The 17,315-nt window shown below is 69.9% G+C and carries 19 protein-coding genes; 6 read left to right on the top strand and 13 right to left on the bottom strand.

Going from position 1 to position 17,315, the window contains the following annotated elements; genetic code table 11:
* Complete coding sequence (locus tag VPH61_RS06390) at positions 1–483, top strand: GNAT family N-acetyltransferase (protein ID WP_332062670.1); 483 nt, start codon at positions 1–3, stop codon at positions 481–483.
* On the opposite strand, the gene guaB is transcribed toward VPH61_RS06390, so the two are convergent.
* Positions 480–1,982, bottom strand: a complete 1,503-nt coding sequence (guaB, locus tag VPH61_RS06385; RefSeq protein ID WP_332062669.1) for an IMP dehydrogenase — start codon at positions 1,980–1,982, stop codon at positions 480–482. The two genes, VPH61_RS06390 and guaB, sit on opposite strands and share 4 nt — an antisense overlap.
* 339 nt (positions 1,983–2,321) lie before the next feature.
* Here guaB and VPH61_RS06380 point away from each other — a divergent pair, with 339 nt between their 5' ends.
* The 4 genes from VPH61_RS06380 to VPH61_RS06365 are packed head-to-tail and all read left to right on the top strand — an operon-like array spanning position 2,322 to position 6,190.
* A complete protein-coding gene (locus tag VPH61_RS06380; RefSeq protein ID WP_332062668.1) occupies positions 2,322–3,536 on the top strand; it encodes an ABC transporter permease subunit in 1,215 nt (404 codons plus the stop codon).
* Between the two features lie 15 nt (positions 3,537–3,551).
* Positions 3,552–4,532 carry a branched-chain amino acid ABC transporter permease gene (locus tag VPH61_RS06375; RefSeq protein WP_332062998.1) on the top strand — a complete coding sequence of 327 codons (981 nt, stop codon included), beginning with the start codon at positions 3,552–3,554 and terminating at the stop codon, positions 4,530–4,532.
* A complete protein-coding gene (locus VPH61_RS06370) occupies positions 4,522–5,436 on the top strand; it encodes an ABC transporter ATP-binding protein (RefSeq protein ID WP_332062667.1) in 915 nt (304 codons plus the stop codon). Before VPH61_RS06375 ends, VPH61_RS06370 begins: the two co-directional genes overlap by 11 nt.
* On the top strand, positions 5,423–6,190 hold the full coding sequence (locus tag VPH61_RS06365) for an ABC transporter ATP-binding protein (RefSeq protein ID WP_332062666.1): 768 nt from the start codon (positions 5,423–5,425) through the stop codon (positions 6,188–6,190). The genes VPH61_RS06370 and VPH61_RS06365 overlap by 14 nt, the downstream gene beginning before the upstream one ends.
* Positions 6,191–6,694: 504 nt before the next feature.
* Here VPH61_RS06365 and VPH61_RS06360 read toward each other — a convergent pair.
* From VPH61_RS06360 to groES, 3 genes are all read right to left on the bottom strand, one after another.
* On the bottom strand, positions 6,695–7,990 hold the full coding sequence (locus VPH61_RS06360; RefSeq protein WP_332062665.1) for an ABC transporter substrate-binding protein: 1,296 nt from the start codon (positions 7,988–7,990) through the stop codon (positions 6,695–6,697).
* A gap of 267 nt (positions 7,991–8,257) precedes the next feature.
* Positions 8,258–9,214: an EamA family transporter RarD gene (gene rarD, locus VPH61_RS06355; RefSeq protein ID WP_332062664.1), complete on the bottom strand. Its 957-nt coding sequence runs from the start codon at positions 9,212–9,214 to the stop codon at positions 8,258–8,260.
* A 131-nt stretch (positions 9,215–9,345) separates the two neighbouring features.
* Positions 9,346–9,642 (bottom strand): co-chaperone GroES, encoded by a 297-nt coding sequence (groES, locus tag VPH61_RS06350; RefSeq protein ID WP_056010764.1) that lies wholly within the window; start codon positions 9,640–9,642, stop codon positions 9,346–9,348.
* 182 nt (positions 9,643–9,824) lie between these two features.
* On the opposite strand from groES, the gene VPH61_RS06345 reads away from it, so the two are divergent.
* Entirely contained in the window at positions 9,825–11,012 is a 1,188-nt protein-coding gene (locus VPH61_RS06345) for a class I SAM-dependent methyltransferase (protein ID WP_332062663.1), read from the top strand.
* 10 nt (positions 11,013–11,022) lie between these two features.
* Here VPH61_RS06345 and VPH61_RS06340 read toward each other — a convergent pair whose 3' ends face one another.
* From VPH61_RS06340 to VPH61_RS06300, 9 genes are all read right to left on the bottom strand, one after another.
* Positions 11,023–11,601: a DUF4190 domain-containing protein gene (locus VPH61_RS06340; RefSeq protein WP_332062662.1), complete on the bottom strand. Its 579-nt coding sequence runs from the start codon at positions 11,599–11,601 to the stop codon at positions 11,023–11,025.
* A gap of 10 nt (positions 11,602–11,611) precedes the next feature.
* Positions 11,612–12,307, bottom strand: a complete 696-nt coding sequence (locus VPH61_RS06335; protein WP_332062661.1) for a DUF4190 domain-containing protein — start codon at positions 12,305–12,307, stop codon at positions 11,612–11,614.
* Between the two features lie 48 nt (positions 12,308–12,355).
* Entirely contained in the window at positions 12,356–12,856 is a 501-nt protein-coding gene (locus VPH61_RS06330; protein WP_332062660.1) for a DUF4190 domain-containing protein, read from the bottom strand.
* 144 nt (positions 12,857–13,000) lie between these two features.
* Positions 13,001–14,062, bottom strand: a complete 1,062-nt coding sequence (tsaD, locus tag VPH61_RS06325) for a tRNA (adenosine(37)-N6)-threonylcarbamoyltransferase complex transferase subunit TsaD (protein ID WP_332062659.1) — start codon at positions 14,060–14,062, stop codon at positions 13,001–13,003.
* Positions 14,059–14,586 carry a ribosomal protein S18-alanine N-acetyltransferase gene (gene rimI, locus VPH61_RS06320; protein ID WP_332062658.1) on the bottom strand — a complete coding sequence of 176 codons (528 nt, stop codon included), beginning with the start codon at positions 14,584–14,586 and terminating at the stop codon, positions 14,059–14,061. Before rimI ends, tsaD begins: the two co-directional genes overlap by 4 nt.
* Positions 14,583–15,218 carry a tRNA (adenosine(37)-N6)-threonylcarbamoyltransferase complex dimerization subunit type 1 TsaB gene (tsaB, locus tag VPH61_RS06315; protein WP_332062657.1) on the bottom strand — a complete coding sequence of 212 codons (636 nt, stop codon included), beginning with the start codon at positions 15,216–15,218 and terminating at the stop codon, positions 14,583–14,585. Before tsaB ends, rimI begins: the two co-directional genes overlap by 4 nt.
* A gap of 10 nt (positions 15,219–15,228) precedes the next feature.
* Positions 15,229–15,780, bottom strand: a complete 552-nt coding sequence (gene tsaE, locus VPH61_RS06310) for a tRNA (adenosine(37)-N6)-threonylcarbamoyltransferase complex ATPase subunit type 1 TsaE (RefSeq protein WP_332062656.1) — start codon at positions 15,778–15,780, stop codon at positions 15,229–15,231.
* The gene (alr, locus tag VPH61_RS06305; protein WP_332062655.1) at positions 15,777–16,949 is read right to left on the bottom strand and encodes an alanine racemase; all 1,173 of its coding nucleotides are present in this window, start codon (positions 16,947–16,949) and stop codon (positions 15,777–15,779) included. Before alr ends, tsaE begins: the two co-directional genes overlap by 4 nt.
* Positions 16,946–17,314, bottom strand: a complete 369-nt coding sequence (locus tag VPH61_RS06300; protein ID WP_332062654.1) for a holo-ACP synthase — start codon at positions 17,312–17,314, stop codon at positions 16,946–16,948. The genes alr and VPH61_RS06300 overlap by 4 nt, the downstream gene beginning before the upstream one ends.
* Position 17,315: the final 1 nt, after the last annotated feature.

Below are 17,315 nucleotides of genomic sequence, written 5' to 3'. Positions count from 1 at the left end.
ATGACGCCCGAACAGGACCCTGTGCTCGGGATCAGATTCGCGGTGCCCGACGACGCCCCCACTGCCGCCCGACTGCAGGTCGAGTTCGCGGTCGAGTTCGACTCGCCCACGCCGAGCCGCGAAGTGCTGACGCCGCGCTTCCGCGAGCTCATCGCCGACGATTCGGCGTTCGTGCTGTTCGCGGGCGCACCGCCCGAGCCGCAGGGTTACGCCGTCGTCACGCTGCGCCCCACCGTGTATTGCGACGGACCCCTCGCCGTGCTCGACGAGCTCTACGTCGTGCCCGAGCTGCGCGGTGCCGGCATCGGCACCGCCCTGCTCCAGCACGCGATCGCCGAGGTGCTCCGCCGCGGCGGCGGCGAGATGCACATCAACGTCGACGAGATCGATGTCGATGCCCGGCGGTTCTACGAACGCCATGGGTTCGTGAACATCGAGCCGGGCACCGACTACCGCATGCTCTGCTACATCCGCGAGCTCTAGCGCGTGTAGTTCGGCGCCTCCACGACGATCTGCACGTCGTGCGGGTGCGACTCCTTGAGCCCAGCGGGCGTGATGCGCACGAACCGGCCCTTGCTCTTCAGCTCGGCGATCGTGCGCGCCCCGACGTAGAACATCGACTGGCGGAGGCCGCCGATGAGCTGGTACGCGACGGCCGACAGCGGGCCGCGGTAGGGCACCTGGCCCTCGATGCCCTCGGGGATCAGCTTGTCGTCCGACGGGACATCCGCCTGGAAGTAGCGGTCCTTCGAGTACGAGGTCTTCTGGCCACGGGTCTGCAGCGCGCCGAGCGAGCCCATGCCGCGGTAGGCCTTGAACTGCTTGCCGTTCTGGAAGACGAGTTCGCCGGGGCTCTCGGCGGTGCCCGCGAGCAGCGAGCCGAGCATGACCGTGTCGGCGCCCGCGACGAGAGCCTTCGCAATGTCGCCGGAGTACTGCAGGCCGCCGTCGGCGATGAGCGGCACGCCCGCCGGCTTCGTGGCCTTGGACGCCTCGTACACCGCGGTGATCTGGGGAACACCGACACCCGCGACGACGCGCGTGGTGCAGATCGAGCCGGGGCCCACGCCGACCTTCACGGCGTCGGCGCCCGCGTCGACGAGCGCCTGCGCGCCCTCACGGGTCGCGACGTTGCCGCCGATGACGTCGATGTGGGCGAACGTGGGGTCGGTCTTCAGCCGGCGGATGATGTCGAGCACGCCGGCCGATTCGCCGTTCGCCGTGTCGACGACGAGCACGTCGACGCCCGCGTCGCGGAGCGCCTCTGCGCGCTCCCACGCGTCGCCGAAGAAGCCCATCGCCGCCCCGACCCGGAGGCGGCCCTCGCTGTCCTTCGTGGCGTTCGGGTACTGCTCGGACTTGTCGAAGTCCTTGACGGTGATGAGGCCCGTGAGGTGGCCCTCATCGTCGATGAGCGGCAGCTTCTCGACCTTGTGCTTGGCGAAGATCGCGAGCGCCTCATCGGGGTTCATGCCCACGCGGCCGGTGATGAGCGGCATCTTCGTCATGACCTCGGCCACCGTCGTGGTCGGCTTCTCGAAGTCGGCGACGAAGCGCATGTCGCGGTTCGAGATGATGCCGACGAGCTTGCCGTCGGTGTCGATGACCGGCAGGCCGCTGACCCGGTACGTCGCGCAGAGGGCGTCGACATCGGCGACGGATGCCTCGGGGCTCGTCGTCACCGGGTTCGAGACCATGCCCGACTCGCTGCGCTTGACCCGGTCGACCATGTCGGCCTGGTCGGCGATCGAGAGGTTGCGGTGCAAGATGCCGATGCCGCCCTGCCGGGCCATGGCGACCGCCATGCGGGCCTCGGTCACCGTGTCCATCGCGGCCGACAGGAGCGGCGTCGCGACGTTGATGCGGCGGGTCAGGCGCGAGGTCGTGTCGGCCTCGCTCGGGATCACATCGGTGTGACCAGGCAGCAGGAGGACGTCGTCGTAAGTGAGTCCTGTGAGTCCGAACGGGTCGGCCTGGTCCATGTCGCTCCTTGTGTCGAGTTCTGCCCGAATTGCCGCGCGCCGGTGGTCTGGCCCGCAGTATCAATGTTAAGCGAGTTTGCATCCCGGGCATTCCCGGATAACAATCGAACGCCGTTTGCCTCGTGAGCGAAACACATGAGACATAATCGGCACGTACTGTCGACGACGTTGTCGACAGGTAAGGACCGAACCCGGAAGGCCACCAGCCCGAAGGGTGCCCTTGGAGGTGCAGTGAAACCCACACGAACGCTCGCCCATCGGTCTCCAGGGAGGTGGCTCGTTCTCCTCGGAATCCTCGTGTCCGCACTCACTCTGTCCGGCATCGCAGCGTCCCCTGCGATGGCGGAGGATGGGAGTACGGCCCAGGAATCCGAAGAATTCGAGTACTTCTTCACGGGGAACGTGCAACATGATCGCGAGCCGCTCGAAGGCGTCAAGATCACGGTCGAAGGCGGCGGCTTCGATGCCGACACAGAGACCGACGCCGAAGGAAAATGGCGCATCGGCGTGCCCGAGAAAGGCGAATACGAGATCACCCTCGATGAGGACACCCTCCCCGAGGGTGTCGTCGTCGCCGAAGGCAGTGCCACGATCACCGCGGAGTTCGGCCTCACGAAGCTGAAGGCCGTGAACTTCTTCCTCGGCGAGGGTGAACGCACGACCACGTCCTTCGGGGCGCAATTGCTCGAGCGCACGATCAACGGCCTGAACTTCGGCCTGCTCCTCGCGCTCGCCGCCATCGGGCTCTCGCTCATCTTCGGCACGACGGGGCTCTCGAACTTCGCCCACGCCGAGATGGTGACCTTCGGCGCCCTGATGGTGCTGAGCTTCGGCGTCGACCTCGCCTGGCCGATCTGGCTGGCGATCGCGATCGCGATCGTGCTCAGCGCCGGGCTCGGATGGACGCTCGACGCCGTGATCTGGAAACCGCTCCGCAAACGCGGCGTGGGGCTCATCCCGCTCATGATCGTGAGCATCGGCCTCTCGCTCGCGATCCGCTATACGTACCAGTTCTTCTACGGCGGCGCGACCCGGCAGCTGCCGGGCGCCACCGCCCCGAAGGAGCTCTCGTTCGGCGGTGTCCAGCTCTCCTGGGTCGACGTGGGCAGCATGATCGTCTCGGTCGTCGTCCTCGTCGCCGTCGCGTACTTCCTCGTGCGCACCCGCATCGGCAAGGCCACTCGCGCCGTCGCCGACAACGCGAGCCTGGCCTCGGCGAGCGGCATCGACGTCGACCGCGTCATCCGCATCGTCTGGGTGCTCGGCGCGGCGCTCGCCGGCCTCAGCGGCATCCTCTGGGCTTACTTCCGCCCCGGCGTCAGCTGGGACATGGGCTTCCAGATCCTGCTGCTGATCTTCGCCGCGGTCACCCTCGGCGGGCTCGGCACGGCCTTCGGCGCCCTCGTCGGCTCCCTCATCGTCGGTCTCTTCATCGAGATCTCGACGCTGTGGCTGCCGAGCGACCTGAAGTACGTGGGCGCGCTCGTCGTGCTGATCCTCGTGCTGTTGTTCCGACCGCAGGGCATCCTCGGTCGCCGCGAGAGAATCGGCTAAGGAGGACCGACCATGATCGACTGGACTCAGATCTTCTCCAACGCGGCGCAGGAGCTCATCAGCCCTGTCACCGCGGCGTACGCACTGGCGGCCCTCGGCCTCGCGGTGCACTTCGGGTACACGGGCCTGCTGAACTTCGGCCAGGCCGGGTTCATGGCGCTCGGCGCCTACGGCTACGCCATCTCGGTGCTCTCCTTCAACCTGCCCGTCTGGGCCGCGGTGCTCGTCGGAATCGGCGCGTCCATCGTGTTCGCCCTGATCCTCGGCATCCCGACCCTGCGGCTCAGGGCCGACTACCTCGCGATCGTGACGATCGCGGCGGCGGAGATCCTACGGCTCGTCTTCACGACGAACACGTTCGACGCCCTCACGGGATCCGCGAGCGGCCTGCAGGGCTACAAGGGCGGCTTCGCCGATCTCAATCCGATCCCCGAAGGCACCTACGGCTTCGGACCCTTCGTCTACAACGAGTACGACTGGTGGATCCGCATCGTCGGGTGGTCGCTCGTCGTCATCATCGCCCTCCTCACCTGGCTCATCATGCGCAGCCCATGGGGCCGGGTCATCAAGGGCATCCGTGAGGATGAAGACGCCGTTCGCGCCCTGGGCAAGAACGTCTACTCGTACAAGATGCAGAGCCTCATCCTCGGTGGTGTCTACGGCACCCTCGCCGGCATGATCTTCGTCCTGCCGCGAGCCGTCGTTCCGGCGAACTACCAGACGTCGCTCACCTTCTTCGTCTACGCGATCCTGCTCCTCGGCGGGGCCGCCACGATCCTCGGGCCCATCATCGGCTCGATGATCTTCTGGGTGCTGCTCTCCTTCTTCTCGGGCTTCATCTCCCGAGCGGTCGAGGCGGGCTGGCTCCCGTTCATGACGCAGGTGCAGGCCGGACAGCTCCGGTTCATCCTCGTCGGCATCGCGATCATGTTGATCGTGATCTTCAGGCCCCAGGGCATCTTCGGAAACAAGAAGGAGCTGGCCTTTGTCAAGTGATGTCACTCCCACGTCCAAGCCGGTGAAGACCACCGGCCTCCACGTCGGCGACGCAGAACCGGGATGCCGCAAGGTCGACCCGATCCTCATCGCCGACGGGGTCACCCGCACGTTCGGTGGCCTCAAAGCGGTCGACGTCGACCACGTCGAGATCCCCCGTGGCGCGATCACCGCCCTCATCGGCCCGAACGGCGCCGGCAAGACCACGTTCTTCAACCTGCTGACGGGCTTCGACAAGCCCGACACCGGCAAGTGGGAGTTCGAGGGGCGCTCGCTCGCGCACGTACCGGCCTACCGGGTGGCGCGCATGGGGCTCATCCGCACCTTCCAGTTGACGAAGGCGCTGGGCCTGCTCACCGTGCTCGACAACATGAAACTCGGAGCGAAGGGTCAGAGCGGTGAGAACCTCTTCCGCTCGGTGCTGCCGTTCCTCTGGCGCAAGCAGGAGGAGGAGATCGAGGCGAAGGCGGTCGAGCTGCTCACCCGCTTCAAGCTCGACGCCAAGCAGACCGACTACGCCGCGAGCCTCTCGGGCGGGCAGCGCAAGCTGCTCGAGATGGCCCGGGCGCTCATGAGCGACCCCACGCTCGTGATGCTCGACGAGCCGATGGCCGGGGTGAACCCGGCACTGACGCAGTCGCTGCTCGACCACATCCTCGACCTGAAGTCGCAGGGCATGACGGTGCTGTTCGTCGAGCACGACATGCACATGGTGCGCCACATCGCCGACTGGGTCGTCGTCATGGCCGAGGGTCGCATCGTCGCCGAAGGCGACCCGCACACCGTCATGGAGAACCCCGCCGTGATCGACGCGTACCTCGGCGCGCACCACGACACCGACCTGGGTGTCACCGACACCGAGAACGTCGAGGCCATCAAGGAGCTCATCGATGACGAACAGTGAATCCACCGCGAGCGCAGTGCTCGAGCCGGTCGGCGACGAGGTCGTCGCCGTCGACAACGTCACCGCGGGCTACCTGCCCGGGGTGAACATCCTGAACTCGTGCTCGCTGGTCGCGCGACAGGGTGAGCTCATCGGCATCATCGGTCCGAACGGCGCCGGCAAGTCGACCCTGCTCAAGTCCATCTTCGGACTCGTGAAGGTGCGCGAGGGCCAGATCCGCCTGAACGGCGAGGAGATCACGAACCTGAAGGCGAACAAGCTCGTCGCCAAGGGCGTGGGCTTCGTGCCGCAGACGAACAACGTGTTCCCATCGCTCACCATTCAGGAGAACCTCGAGATGGGCCTCTTCCAGAAGCCCAAGGGGCTGAAGGAGCGACTCGAGTTCGTCACCGAGATCTTCCCCGAGCTCGGCAAGCGACTCGGCCAGCGCGCCGGATCCCTGTCGGGTGGTGAACGGCAGATGGTCGCCATGTCGCGCGCACTCATGATGGGCCCGCACGTGCTCCTCCTCGACGAGCCGAGCGCAGGCCTCTCGCCTGTGCGTCAAGACGAGGCGTTCCTGCGGGTGAAGGAGATCAACCGCGCCGGCGTCACGACCATCATGGTCGAGCAGAACGCCCGACGCTGCCTGCAGATCTGCGACCGCGGCTACGTGCTCGACCAGGGCCGTGACGCCTACACGGGCACCGGTCGCGACCTGCTGAACGATCCGAAGGTCATCGGCCTCTACTTGGGCACGCTCGGCCAGGACTGACCGACGCGCCTTCAGCGCGAACGAAGAGGGGCGGATGCTGCGGCATCCGCCCCTCTTCGTTGCCTGCCGGTTGTGGGGCCGCCGCACCGGTCCGTGTGCCGACGCGGGACGCGGACGTCTGCGCCGCCCCTGCCTGCGGCTGACTGCGGCCGGCTGCGGCGTCTGCGGCCGTCATCGGCTTGCTGCGGATCTCCCGGGCCTGATCCGCTGCCCGGGCCCTAAGCGGCGCTGCAGCCACCCTGAGGCGCTGAGGCGCCGCGGCACTGCGCCCTTCCCCCTGCTCCCCCTGAGCCCTGCAACCCACGGCTGCGCGGCTGAACACTGAGTCGCAGGATCATCCGAGCGGCACGCCGCCAGTGCATCGGTGTGTCGCCCGCATGATCCTGCGACTCAGCGTCGGCAGCGACGCGGGCGAACGAATCCGCGCCCGAGCGATGACGCGACACCCGGGCGCACGAAAGCGGGCCCCGGCCGAAGCCGGGACCCGCTCATCGACGACCCGTACTAGTTGATGCGGGTGTAGGTGTTGTCGTCGCCGTACTCGTAGACGCCGATGGTCGCCTCGGTCGGGTCACCGTGCTCGTCGAGCGTGATGGGACCGGAAGCACCGTCGAAGTCGATCTGCTTGCCCTCGGCGAGCAGCGCAGCGCCGTCGGCGAAGGTCGTGACCTTCTCGCCGTCGCCGGAGCCGCCCGACACCTGACGCAGGTACTTGGCGATGTCGGCACCTTCGGTGCTGTTCGCCGCGTACGCCGCGAGGGCGATGAGGATCGTCGAGTCGTACGACTCGGGGCCGTAGCTGAAGTCGGCGAGCTCGGGGTCGATTGCGAGCAGTCGATCGCGGAAGTCGTCTTCGAGCTTCGGGCCGGGCAGCGTGCCCTTGGAGCCGGCGATGAGGCCGGGCGCGAAGTCCGCGCTGTAGTCGGACAGGTTGCCGTCGACGAAGTAGAGCTGGTCGCCGGGGTAACCCGAGCCGACGAGCGCAGGCACGACGACCTTCGCCTCGTCGAACGTGATAACTGCGACGGCGTCGGGGTTCGAGGCCGAGATGGCCGAGAGCTGCGCGTCGAAGTTCGAGTCACCCGTGTTGAAGAGCTCTTCTGCGACGACTTCGCCGCCTGCTGCTTCGAACGACTCCGTCAGCGCGGCCGCGAGGCCGGTGCCGTAGGGGTCGTTCAGCACGAGCAGGCCGAGCGTCGAGTTGCCGTCGTCGGCGATCTGCGTGCCGAGCACCTCGCCCTGCAGGAGGTCGGAGGGTGCCGTGCGGAAGTACAGACCGGCGTCTTCGTACTCGGTGAAGTCGGGCGAGGTGTTCGCCGGGGAGAACTGCACGACTCCCGCCGAGGTGATCTGGTCGATCACGGTGAAGGAGACGCCCGACGATGCGGCACCGACGATCGCCGAGACGTCCTGCGAGAGCAGGTCGGTCACGGAGACGGTGGCGATGTCGGTCGTGGTGTCACCCGAGTCGCGGTAGACGACCTCGAGGTTCAGGCCTGCTGCGGCCTCGTTGACCTCTTCGGCGCCGAGTGCGACGCCGGCCTCCTCGGGCGGGCCGAGGAACGCGAGCGTGCCGCTCTGGGGAAGGATCGTGCCGATCTTGAGATCCAGCGCACGTTCACCGGCCTCGATGGGCAGGGCGTCGCCGGCGGTGTCTTCGCCCGGCTCTTCCGTCTCGGTCGACGGCGTGCCGCCCGACGCGCACGCAGTGAGGAGGAGGGTGCTGACGCCGGCAATGGCGAGACCCGTCCAGGCTGCGCGAGCCGAACGCTTGGCCGTGGCCTTCGCGAATACGCTCATGTTGCTCCTTGGGACTGAAGGAAATTGGTACACAATGCAGCGCCATGGTGACGCCGTTGTCTGACAGTATTCCGCGCTCATGGCGGAAACAAGACGGCTGCGGTCACAACCGTGTAACACCGCGCCAATCGTTACCCTGCCGACACCTCGGCCGGGTCCGACGCACGGAATCGGCGCGAAGGCGGGCTTTCGCGCCGAGATCGCGCATCCGGCCTCAGTCGGCCCCCCGCAGGTCCTGGGGGCGCCGGAGGGCGCCCCCGACGGGCCTCACGCCGGCTCGGCGATGACCCTGCGCGAGGCGTGCACGCCGCGGATCAGGTCGACCGTCAGCACCACGAGAGCGAGCCAGACGAGCGCGAAGCCGACCCAGCGCTCGGGCGGCATGGGCTCCTGCAGGATGAACACGCCGACGAGGAACTGGATGAACGGCGCGAAGTACTGGATGAAGCCCATGAAGATGAGCGGCAGTCGGCGGGACGCCGCGGCGAAGAGCAGGAGCGGCACCGCGGTGACCGCGCCGAGCCCGACCATCAGCACCGTGTGCCACACGCTCACCGTGCCGATCGTGAGCCCCGTCGTCATGGCGACGAAGACCAGCTGCACGACGGCGAGCGGCGCGAGCCAGACCGTCTCGAGCGTCAGGCCCGAGACGGCGTCGACCTTCGGACCGACGCGCTTCTTGATGAGGCCGTAGAAGCCGAAGGAGAACGCCAGCACGAGCGCGATCCAGGGCAGCTGGCCGTAGCCGAGGGCGAGCACGATCACGGCGACGATCGAGATGCCGACCGCGGTCCACTGCGTCGGGTTCAGCCGCTCGCGCTGCACGAACACGCCGAGGAAGACCGTGACGATGGGATTGATGAAGTAGCCGAGGGCCGCCTCGACGACCTGGTTCGTCGTCGCCGCGAAGACGTACGTCTGCCAGTTGATGAAGATCAGCACGCCCGCGAGGCCCATCGTGAGCACGATGCGGCGATCTCGGAAGAGCGCGGCGAGCGCACGCCAGGCCCGCGTCACGAGGATGAGCAGCGCGCAGAAGACGAGCGAGAAGAGCACCCGCCATGCGACGATCTCGACCGGACCGGACGGTGCGAGCGCGATGAAGTAGATCGGCAGGAAGCCCCAGAGCCCGTACGCGGCGATCGCGTAGGCGAGCCCCGAGCGGCTCACACCCGCCGAGGGACTCGCGGGATCGGGAACCTGGGTCTCGGAGCGGGATGACACCTGCACAGACTACGCCCGCGCACCGGCGTCGACCGCTCCAGGGCGGCGGATGCCGCGGCATCCGCTGCCCTGGACGCGACGAGGCCCGGACACCCATCGGGTGTCCGGGCCTCGGATCGTTCGTGCCGCGCTTAGCGGACGACGACTGCGAGCACGTCGCGAGCCGACAGGACGAGGAGGTCCTCGCCGCCGAACTTGACCTCGGTGCCGCCGTACTTCGAGTAGATCACCTTGTCGCCGACTGCGACGTCGAGCGGGACGCGGTTGCCGTTGTCATCGATGCGGCCGGGGCCCACTGCCACGACCTCGCCCTCCTGGGGCTTCTCCTTGGCGGTGTCGGGGATGACCAGACCGGATGCGGTGGTCTGCTCGGCCTCGACCTGCTTGATCACGATGCGATCCTCGAGCGGCTTGATGGAAACCGACACGGTTTTCCCTTCTCTCTGTGAAGAAAACTGTCTTGCGAAGACTTCGTTAGCAGCCTCAGAGCGAGAGTGCTAAGGCGAGTCTAGGCGCGATTTGGCACTCGTGCAACGTGAGTGCCAGCGGGCATCGACGGGGCGGCATCCGCCGCGGCCGACCGCCCGGCCTGCGGTGCTAGCGTTGCCGAGTGGAACGCGCCGAACTCGTCGAACTGCTCTCGCCCGAGGGCCTCACGCTGCTCGACGGGCTGCCCGATTGGGACTCGAAGGCCGACATCGTCAAGACCGTCGCAGACCTCCGCAAGCAGGGGCACCCGCCGACCCTCGTCGCCGCCGTGCTCAGCCAGGCGAAGCTCCGCGCGAAGGCCGAGGCCAAGTTCGGCCCGTTCGCCTCGCGCATGCTGTTCACCGAGGCCGGGCTCGAGCAGGCCACTCGCCTGAAGGTCGCGGCTCTGCATGCCGGGCGGTTCTCACGGGCCGGCGTGCGCCACGTCGCCGACCTCGGCTGCGGCATCGGCGGCGACGCCCTCGCGATGGCCGCGATCGACCTCGAGGTCACCGCCGCAGACGCCGACGAGGTCACCGCCGCGATCGCCGCCTACAACCTCACGCCGTTCTCCCACGTGCGGGTGCTGCACGAACAGGCTGAGAACGTCGCGCTCGGCGGCATCGACGGCGCCTGGCTCGACCCGGCCAGGCGCACCACCGCGGGTGGCACGACGACGAGAATCGCGGATGCCTCGGCGTACTCCCCCTCGCTCGACTTCGCCTTCGGGCTCGGCGAGCGCATGCCCGTCGGCGTGAAGCTCGGCCCGGGTACCGACCGCGACGTGATCCCGCCGGACGCGGAGGCGCAGTGGGTCTCCGTCGACGGCGACCTCGTGGAGCTCGGCGTGTGGTTCGGCTCGGTCGCCCGACCGGGCATCCGCCGGGCGGCGCTCGTGATCCGCGGCGACGCCGCACAGGAGCTCACGGCCGACGGCGACAGCGAAGACGCCCCGGTCGGCCCGCTCGGCGAGTACCTCTACGAGCCCGACGGCGCGGTGATCCGCGCTCGGCTGATCGGCGATCTGGCGCGCGCGAACGGCGCCTGGATGCTGAGCTCCGGCATCGCGTACCTCACGTCCGACACGGCGTTCGACTCGCCGTTCGCACGAGGCTTCCGGGTGATCGAGCGCCTGCCCGCCGACGAACGGCAGTTGCGCCAGGCCCTCGCCGCTCGCGGCATCGGCACGCTCGAGATCAAGAAGCGCGGCATCGACGTCGACCCGGCGCAGCTGCGCACGAGGCTGAAGCTGAAGGGCGCGGCATCCGCGACCATCGTGCTGACCCGGGAAGCCGGCCGGCACGTCGCCCTGCTCGTCGAGCGGCTCTGACGCCGGCGGGTCAGGTCGGAAGCGCGCCGAAGACGATCGCGTAGTACCCGATCCACACCGCAGAGAAGACGAGGCCGGCGAGGCCCGTGCCGATGCCGACGAAGGCCAGGGTGCGACCGTGCTCCTCACGGCGCAGCCCGAGCACGCCGAAGACGATGGCCGCGATCGACAGCGGCAGCATCCAGCCGACGAAGAGGGATGCCGCTGCGCCGATGATGCCGACCACGGCGGCCACCCAGCTGTACACCCGCCGCTGCGTCTCCTCCTCGGCCTCCTCGACCGTGTCGAGCCCAGGCCGGTGCACGATGAGGAGTTGCCCCGTCGAGATCGACTGCAGCTGCCCCGTGTCGAACGGCACGTCGAACTCGCGCACCGCCGGGTCGGCGCGGAAGGTCGGCTCGGCGGGCTGGAAGGGCGCGAGCGGGTCGGCCGGCGCCGCGGCCGTCGACGGCGCGGCGGGCTGCGCGAACGGATCGGCCGGCGCCGCGGGCCGTGGGACCGGCGTCTGCGACGAGGCCGCAGCTTCGCCGCGCTCCGGCGTGCGGTCGGGGGCATCACCGTCGGGCGACGCCCCCTCACGCGCGGTCATCGGATGCTCCTCAGTAGTAGTAGTCGCCGTAGCTGGCGAAGAACACGCCCCACAGCACGAGCGACAGCAATGCGATGCCGATGCCGACGAAGCCGAGGATGATGCCCGTCAGCCACATGCCCTTGGCGGCGGGCTCCTTCTTCTTGCCCAGGAAGCCGAGCACGACGGCCGCAGCCGGAATGAAGAGCTGCAGGATGCCGCCGACGAACGGCATGAAGACGACGAAGAAGCCGAGCAGACCCACGATGCCGGCGATGAGCGAGATCAGGCTGAGCACCGGAGTGGGCTTCGACGGAGCGGCCGGAGCATACGCGCCGCCGTAGGCGGGCTGTGCCGGAGAGCCGTACCCTGCAGCCGGAGCGCCGTACGGAGCCGCCGGAGCCCCGGAATCGGACTGCGCCGGACCACCGTAGACGGGCGGAGCGGGCGGAGCCGGGGGCGTGGACGCGCCGTAGCTCGGTGCGGCCGGCGGCGCCGGCGGGGCGGGCGGAGTCGGCGGCTCGGGCGCCGACGGAGGTTCGGGCGCCGACGGAACCTCTGGCACGTCGGGCGTTGATGCCGCGGCAGCCGCATCGACGGGAACGACCGGCTCGGGTGCGCTCGGCACCTCGGGCTCGGGAACGCTCGGCACCTCGGGTTCGGGCACGCTCGGCGTCACGGGCTCGTCGGGGAGCTCGGGGACGTCGGGGTTCTTCGGATCACTCATGGCATTCCGCCCTTCTTCGTGGTCGTTCGGAGGTTGGGGTTCGGGTGCTCAGTACGTGCCGGAGTACGAGGCGCTGGCGGCAGCACCGGCGACGAGGATCGCGATGACGGCGATGATCCAGATGAGGCCGGCGACGAGGCCGACGTACCCGATGATGAGGCCCGCGATCGCGAGGCCGCGGCCCTGCTCGCCGGTCTTCTTGATCTGGTTGAGCGCGATGTGGCCGGTGATGACCGCAGCGAGGGAGACGAAGAACGCCGACACGAGCGAGATAATCGCGAGCACGTTGGTCTTCGCCGGGGCCTGGCCGTAGGCCGGCTGGCCGTACGCGGGCTGGCCGTACGCCGGCGCGGGCTGACCGTACGCGGGTGCCGCCTGGCCGTATGCGGGTGCCGCGGGCTGGCCGTAGGCCGGAGCTGCGGGCGGCTGCACCGCACCGTACGTCGGCGCTGCCGGAGCAGCCGGAGCAGCCGGAACCTCGGTCGCAGCCGGCGGGGCCGGGGGAACCGGCGGCACGGCGGGCTGTTCGGAAAGGTTCGGGTCGGTCACGTGCGGGTTCCCCTCGATGCGGTCGATCGCGTTCCCGCCACGGCGGCAGGCGCTTCCGGGCACCGTCAGCGACGGCGACATCCGGTCTCCCGCTCACACTATCGCGCCGCGCCCGCCGGTGCACGGACTCCGGCCGGCACGGGCTTATGCGACCGCCATCTGGATCTCCGTCGCCGGCAGGGTCGAATCCGCGCCGAAGTCGAGCGTCGACGGCGGATGCCCCGCCATCACGAGCTGCGCACCGAGTGCCGCGATCATCGCGCCGTTGTCGGTGCAGAGCGACAGCGGCGGAATGCGCAGCGCGATACCCGCGGCATCCGCTCGCTCGATCGCCACTTCGCGGAGTCGCGCGTTGGCGACGACACCTCCGCCGAGCAGGAGGCGCGGAACGCCGAGGTCGGTGCACGCAGCGATCGCCTTCGAGACGAGCACGTCGACGACGGCCTCGCGAAAACTCGCGGCGACGTCGGCGAGCGGCACCGGCTCACCGGCCGCCTCGCGCTGCTCGACCCAGCGGGCCACGGCCGTCTTCAGCCCGGAGAAGCTGAAGTCGTAGCGGTGCGCGGCGAGGTCTTTCGGCTGCGTGAGCCCGCGCGGGAAGCGGATGGCACGCGGATCGCCGCCGATCGCCGCCCGGTCGATCTCGGGACCTCCCGGGTAGCGCAGGCCGAGGAGGCGGGCGACCTTGTCGAACGCCTCGCCGGCCGCGTCGTCGATCGTCTCACCGAGCAGTTCGACGTCGGACACGAGATCGCGCACGAGCAGCAGCGAGGTGTGACCGCCCGAGACGAGCAGCGCGACCGTCGGCGTCTCGAGCGGCGCCGCGGTGTCGAGCAGGTCGGCACCGACGTGGCCGACGAGGTGGTTCACCGCGTAGATCGGCACGTCGAGCGCGATCGCGAGCGCCTTGGCGGCGCCGACGCCGACCATGAGCGCGCCCGCGAGGCCCGGGCCGCTCGTGACCGCGACGGCGTCGAGATCGTCGAGCGTGACGGATGCCTCGGCGAGCGCCGCGCGAATCGTCGGCCCGAGCGCCTCGAGGTGGGCGCGCGCCGCGACCTCGGGCACGATGCCGCCGTAGCGTGCGTGCTCGTCCATCGAGGACGCGATCGTATTGGCGAGCAGGGTCGTGCCGCGGACGATGCCGACACCGGTCTCGTCGCACGAGGTCTCGATGCCGAGGATGAGGGGGGCCTCGCGGTTCATCGCTTCGCCTCCGTCGCGTCGGCCTCTGCCGGCCGGGTCACGGCGGGCGGCACCGTCAGCCGCATGTGCACGGCGTCGACGCCGCCGCGGTAGTAGCGGCGGCGGAGGCCGATCTCCTCGAAGCCGAGAGACTCGTAGAGCGCGCGGGCGATGGGGTTGTCGGCGCGCACCTCGAGGAAGATCTCGGCGACGTGCCGGCGGCGCGCCTCGGTGATGAGCGCGTGCATGAGGCCGCGCCCGAGGCCGATGCCGCGGATCGCCGGGGCGACCGCGATCGTCTGGATGTCGCCCTGCCCGCCGCCCTTGGGCGCGAGGAGTCCGGCGTAGCCGAGCAGGCCGGCCGCCTCGCCGTCCGACTCGTCGTCGGCCTCGTCGTCGATCGCGATGAGGTAGAAGGCGTGCGGGCTCTCGAGCTCGCGGCGCATCGCGTCTTCGGGCCAGGCGTCGGCCTCGAAGGTCTCGCGCTCGAGCACCATGATGCGGTCGAGGTCGGCGACCTTCGCGCGCCGCATGAACACGCTCATCGCAGCACCTTCTTGCCCGCCGAGGGCGTCACGTCGGGCGCGCGCAGGTAGACCGGTGCATCGGCCGCGAGGGGCAGTCGCCCCACGGCGAAGGCGAGTTCGGCGAGCATGCCGATCGCGGCCGCCGAGACGGACGCCCCGTCGAAGCGGATGCCGCGCGCCGCCGGCACGTCGTCTCGCGGAACGAGCCCAGGGCCACCGACCCGCACGGGCAGCCCGTCGCCATCGAGGCCGTCGTAGTCGGAGACGGCGAACTCTCGGCGCCTCGCATCGGTGACCACCTGCAGCGGCCCCGCGTCGCCGGCGGTGTAGCGGCTCCAGGCGATCGCGTCGTGGCTGACGACCGGCACGAACGTCCGGTCGAGGCCGAGGGCGAAGGCGTGCGCGGCCGCGATGCCGACGCGGAGCCCGGTGAACGGCCCCGGCCCCATGCCCGCCGCGACGCCCGACAGTTCGCGGCGATCGATGCCCGACTCCGCGAGGGCGTCCCTGATGAAGCCGCCGATCACCTCGGCGTGCCGCATGGTGTCGTCGGTGCCGGTTTCTGCGAGGCAGCGCAGCTCGCCCGTCGCCCGGTCGCGATCGACGACGGCGACACTCGTGCCCGTCGAGGTGTCGATCGCGAGAAGCATGTTCTCAAGCCTACGCGCGCGCGGCGTACGGGGTGCGCGCCCACCGCGGGCCGTGCCCGGTCACCGTGACGACGCGCGGCTCGTCGGCGTCGAGTGCCTCATCGGCGCCGGGCACCGCGTCAGCGCCGATCGGCTCGCCGCCCGCGGCATCCGCCGACGGATCGACGACGGCGCTCGCACCGGTCGGCCGCTCGATGACGATCTCGAGCCACGAGTCCGTGACGTCCTCGACGAGTCCCGCGCCCCACTCCACCACGACGACCGAGCGATCGAAGTCGAGGTCGAGGTCGTCGAGCAGCGCCGCACTGCCGAGCCGGTACGCGTCCACGTGCACGAGCGGTGCTCCGCCGACGAGGTTCGGGTGCGTGCGGGCGAGCACGAAGGTCGGGCTCTGCACCGGCCCGCGAATGCCGAGGCCCGCACCGATGCCCCGCGTGAGGGTCGTCTTGCCCGCGCCGAGCGGACCCGTGAGCACGACGACGTCACCCGCGCGCAGCTGCGCGCCGAGCTCGCGTCCGAACGCCTCCATGGCCTCGGTGTCGGGCGCCTCGAAGCGCATCATGCGCCGCCGAGGTAGCGCCGCGGCACGCGCAGGCCGATGCGGGTGACGATCTCGTAGCCGATCGTGTCGGCGGCGACGCCCCAGTCATCAGCCGAGGGCGCGCCGGTGAGCGGGTCGCCGAACAGCACGACCTCGTCACCCGCCTCGACGTGGTCGTCGCCGACGTCCACGACGAACTGGTCCATGGCGATGCGGCCGACGACCGGGCGCCTGGCCCCCGCGATCCACACCTCGCCGCGACCCGAGGCTTGCCGCGGGATGCCGTCGGCGTACCCGAGCGGCACGAGGGCGAGGTTCGTCGGGCGGTCGGCGCGCCACGTGTGGCCGTAGGAGACGCCCGTGCCGGGTTCGATGCGCCGCACGGCGGCGACCCGGCCGCGCAGCGTCATCGCGGGGCGGAGGCCGAGGTCTGCCGCGGTCGTGCCGTCGCCGAAGGGCGGGATGCCGTAGGCGCCGATGCCGATGCGCACGAGATCGAATCGCGTGGCCGGCAGGCGCAGGGCGCCCGCCGTGGAGGCGAGATGGCGCACCTCGGGTCGGAGTCCGGCCGCCGCGGCCTGCTCGACGCCGCGTTCGAATGCCGCGAGCTGCGCGGCATCGTCGTCGGGCGAGGTATTCGCGAGATGGCTGAAGAGCCCGCGGACGCGGACACGGCCCGCCGTCTCGAGCTCGGCCGCACGAGCGACCGCATCGGCCCAGGCCTCGGGGGCGACCCCACTGCGACTGAGCCCCGTGTCGAGCTTCAGGTGCACGAGGGCGGTTCGGCCCACGGATGCCGCGGCATCCGCGATGGCCTCGAGCTGGCCGCGCGAGGAGACGCCGAGATCGATGTCGCGAGCGATCGCGGGCCCGAAGTCGGCACCCGGGTCGTGCAGCCAGGCGAGGAGCGGCGCGTCGATGCCGGCGTCGCGAAGCGCGTGGGCCTCGACGATGTCGGCGACACCGAGCCATTCGGCTCCGCCCGCGAGCGCCGCCCGAGCGACCGGCACGGCGCCGTGCCCGTAGGCGTTCGCCTTGACCACGGCCATCGTGCGCGCCGGGGCGACCGCCGCCGCGAGCGTTCGGATGTTCTCGCGCACGGCATCGAGGTCGACGACGGCCTCGCGGAACGGCGGCTCCGCGGCATCCGGTGCCTGGTTCGACGCGGGCGCATTCGACGCCGTGGTCACGAGGCGCTCCCGATGCCGGTCTCGAGCACGACGAAGGCGCTCGCGATGCCCGCGTCGTGGCTCATCGTCAGGTGCACGCGATCCACGCCGAGGCCCCTCGTGAGCTCGGCGATCGCGCCCGACAGTTCGAAGTCGGGGTTGCCGTGCTCGTCTTGCACGACGCGCATGTCGTGCCACCTGATCACGGGGCTGCCGCCGAGCGCCTTGATGAGCGCCTCCTTCGCCGCGAATCGGGCGGCGAGCGACCGCGCCGGGCGGTCGCGTTCGCTCTCGGCGAACAGTCGCTCGCGGAGTGCGGGAGTCCGGGCCAGCGACCGCTCGAACCGGGCGACGTCGACGACATCGATGCCGATTCCCGCGATCACG

Origin of the sequence: Agromyces sp. CCNWLW203 (assembly GCF_036576125.1) — a bacterium.
GTDB lineage: Bacteria > Actinomycetota > Actinomycetes > Actinomycetales > Microbacteriaceae > Agromyces.
The sequence above is the reverse complement of the archived record's forward strand: the minus strand, read 5'-3'. Positions and strand labels throughout refer to the sequence as shown.

What these genes read in the sequence shown, in the direction of transcription:
- VPH61_RS06390 (WP_332062670.1), top strand. Translation starts at nt 1, where the DNA reads ATGACGCCCGAACAGGACCCTGTGCTCGGGATCAGATTCGCGGTGCCC.
- VPH61_RS06340 (WP_332062662.1), bottom strand. Translation starts at nt 11,601, where the DNA reads ATGACCGCGCGTGAGGGGGCGTCGCCCGACGGTGATGCCCCCGACCGC.
- tsaD (WP_332062659.1), bottom strand. Translation starts at nt 14,062, where the DNA reads ATGAACCGCGAGGCCCCCCTCATCCTCGGCATCGAGACCTCGTGCGAC.
- VPH61_RS06365 (WP_332062666.1), top strand. Translation starts at nt 5,423, where the DNA reads ATGACGAACAGTGAATCCACCGCGAGCGCAGTGCTCGAGCCGGTCGGC.
- VPH61_RS06360 (WP_332062665.1), bottom strand. Translation starts at nt 7,990, where the DNA reads ATGAGCGTATTCGCGAAGGCCACGGCCAAGCGTTCGGCTCGCGCAGCC.
- guaB (WP_332062669.1), bottom strand. Translation starts at nt 1,982, where the DNA reads ATGGACCAGGCCGACCCGTTCGGACTCACAGGACTCACTTACGACGAC.
- tsaE (WP_332062656.1), bottom strand. Translation starts at nt 15,780, where the DNA reads ATGATGCGCTTCGAGGCGCCCGACACCGAGGCCATGGAGGCGTTCGGA.
- VPH61_RS06380 (WP_332062668.1), top strand. Translation starts at nt 2,322, where the DNA reads ATGGCGGAGGATGGGAGTACGGCCCAGGAATCCGAAGAATTCGAGTAC.
- VPH61_RS06335 (WP_332062661.1), bottom strand. Translation starts at nt 12,307, where the DNA reads ATGAGTGATCCGAAGAACCCCGACGTCCCCGAGCTCCCCGACGAGCCC.
- tsaB (WP_332062657.1), bottom strand. Translation starts at nt 15,218, where the DNA reads ATGCTTCTCGCGATCGACACCTCGACGGGCACGAGTGTCGCCGTCGTC.
- rimI (WP_332062658.1), bottom strand. Translation starts at nt 14,586, where the DNA reads ATGAGCGTGTTCATGCGGCGCGCGAAGGTCGCCGACCTCGACCGCATC.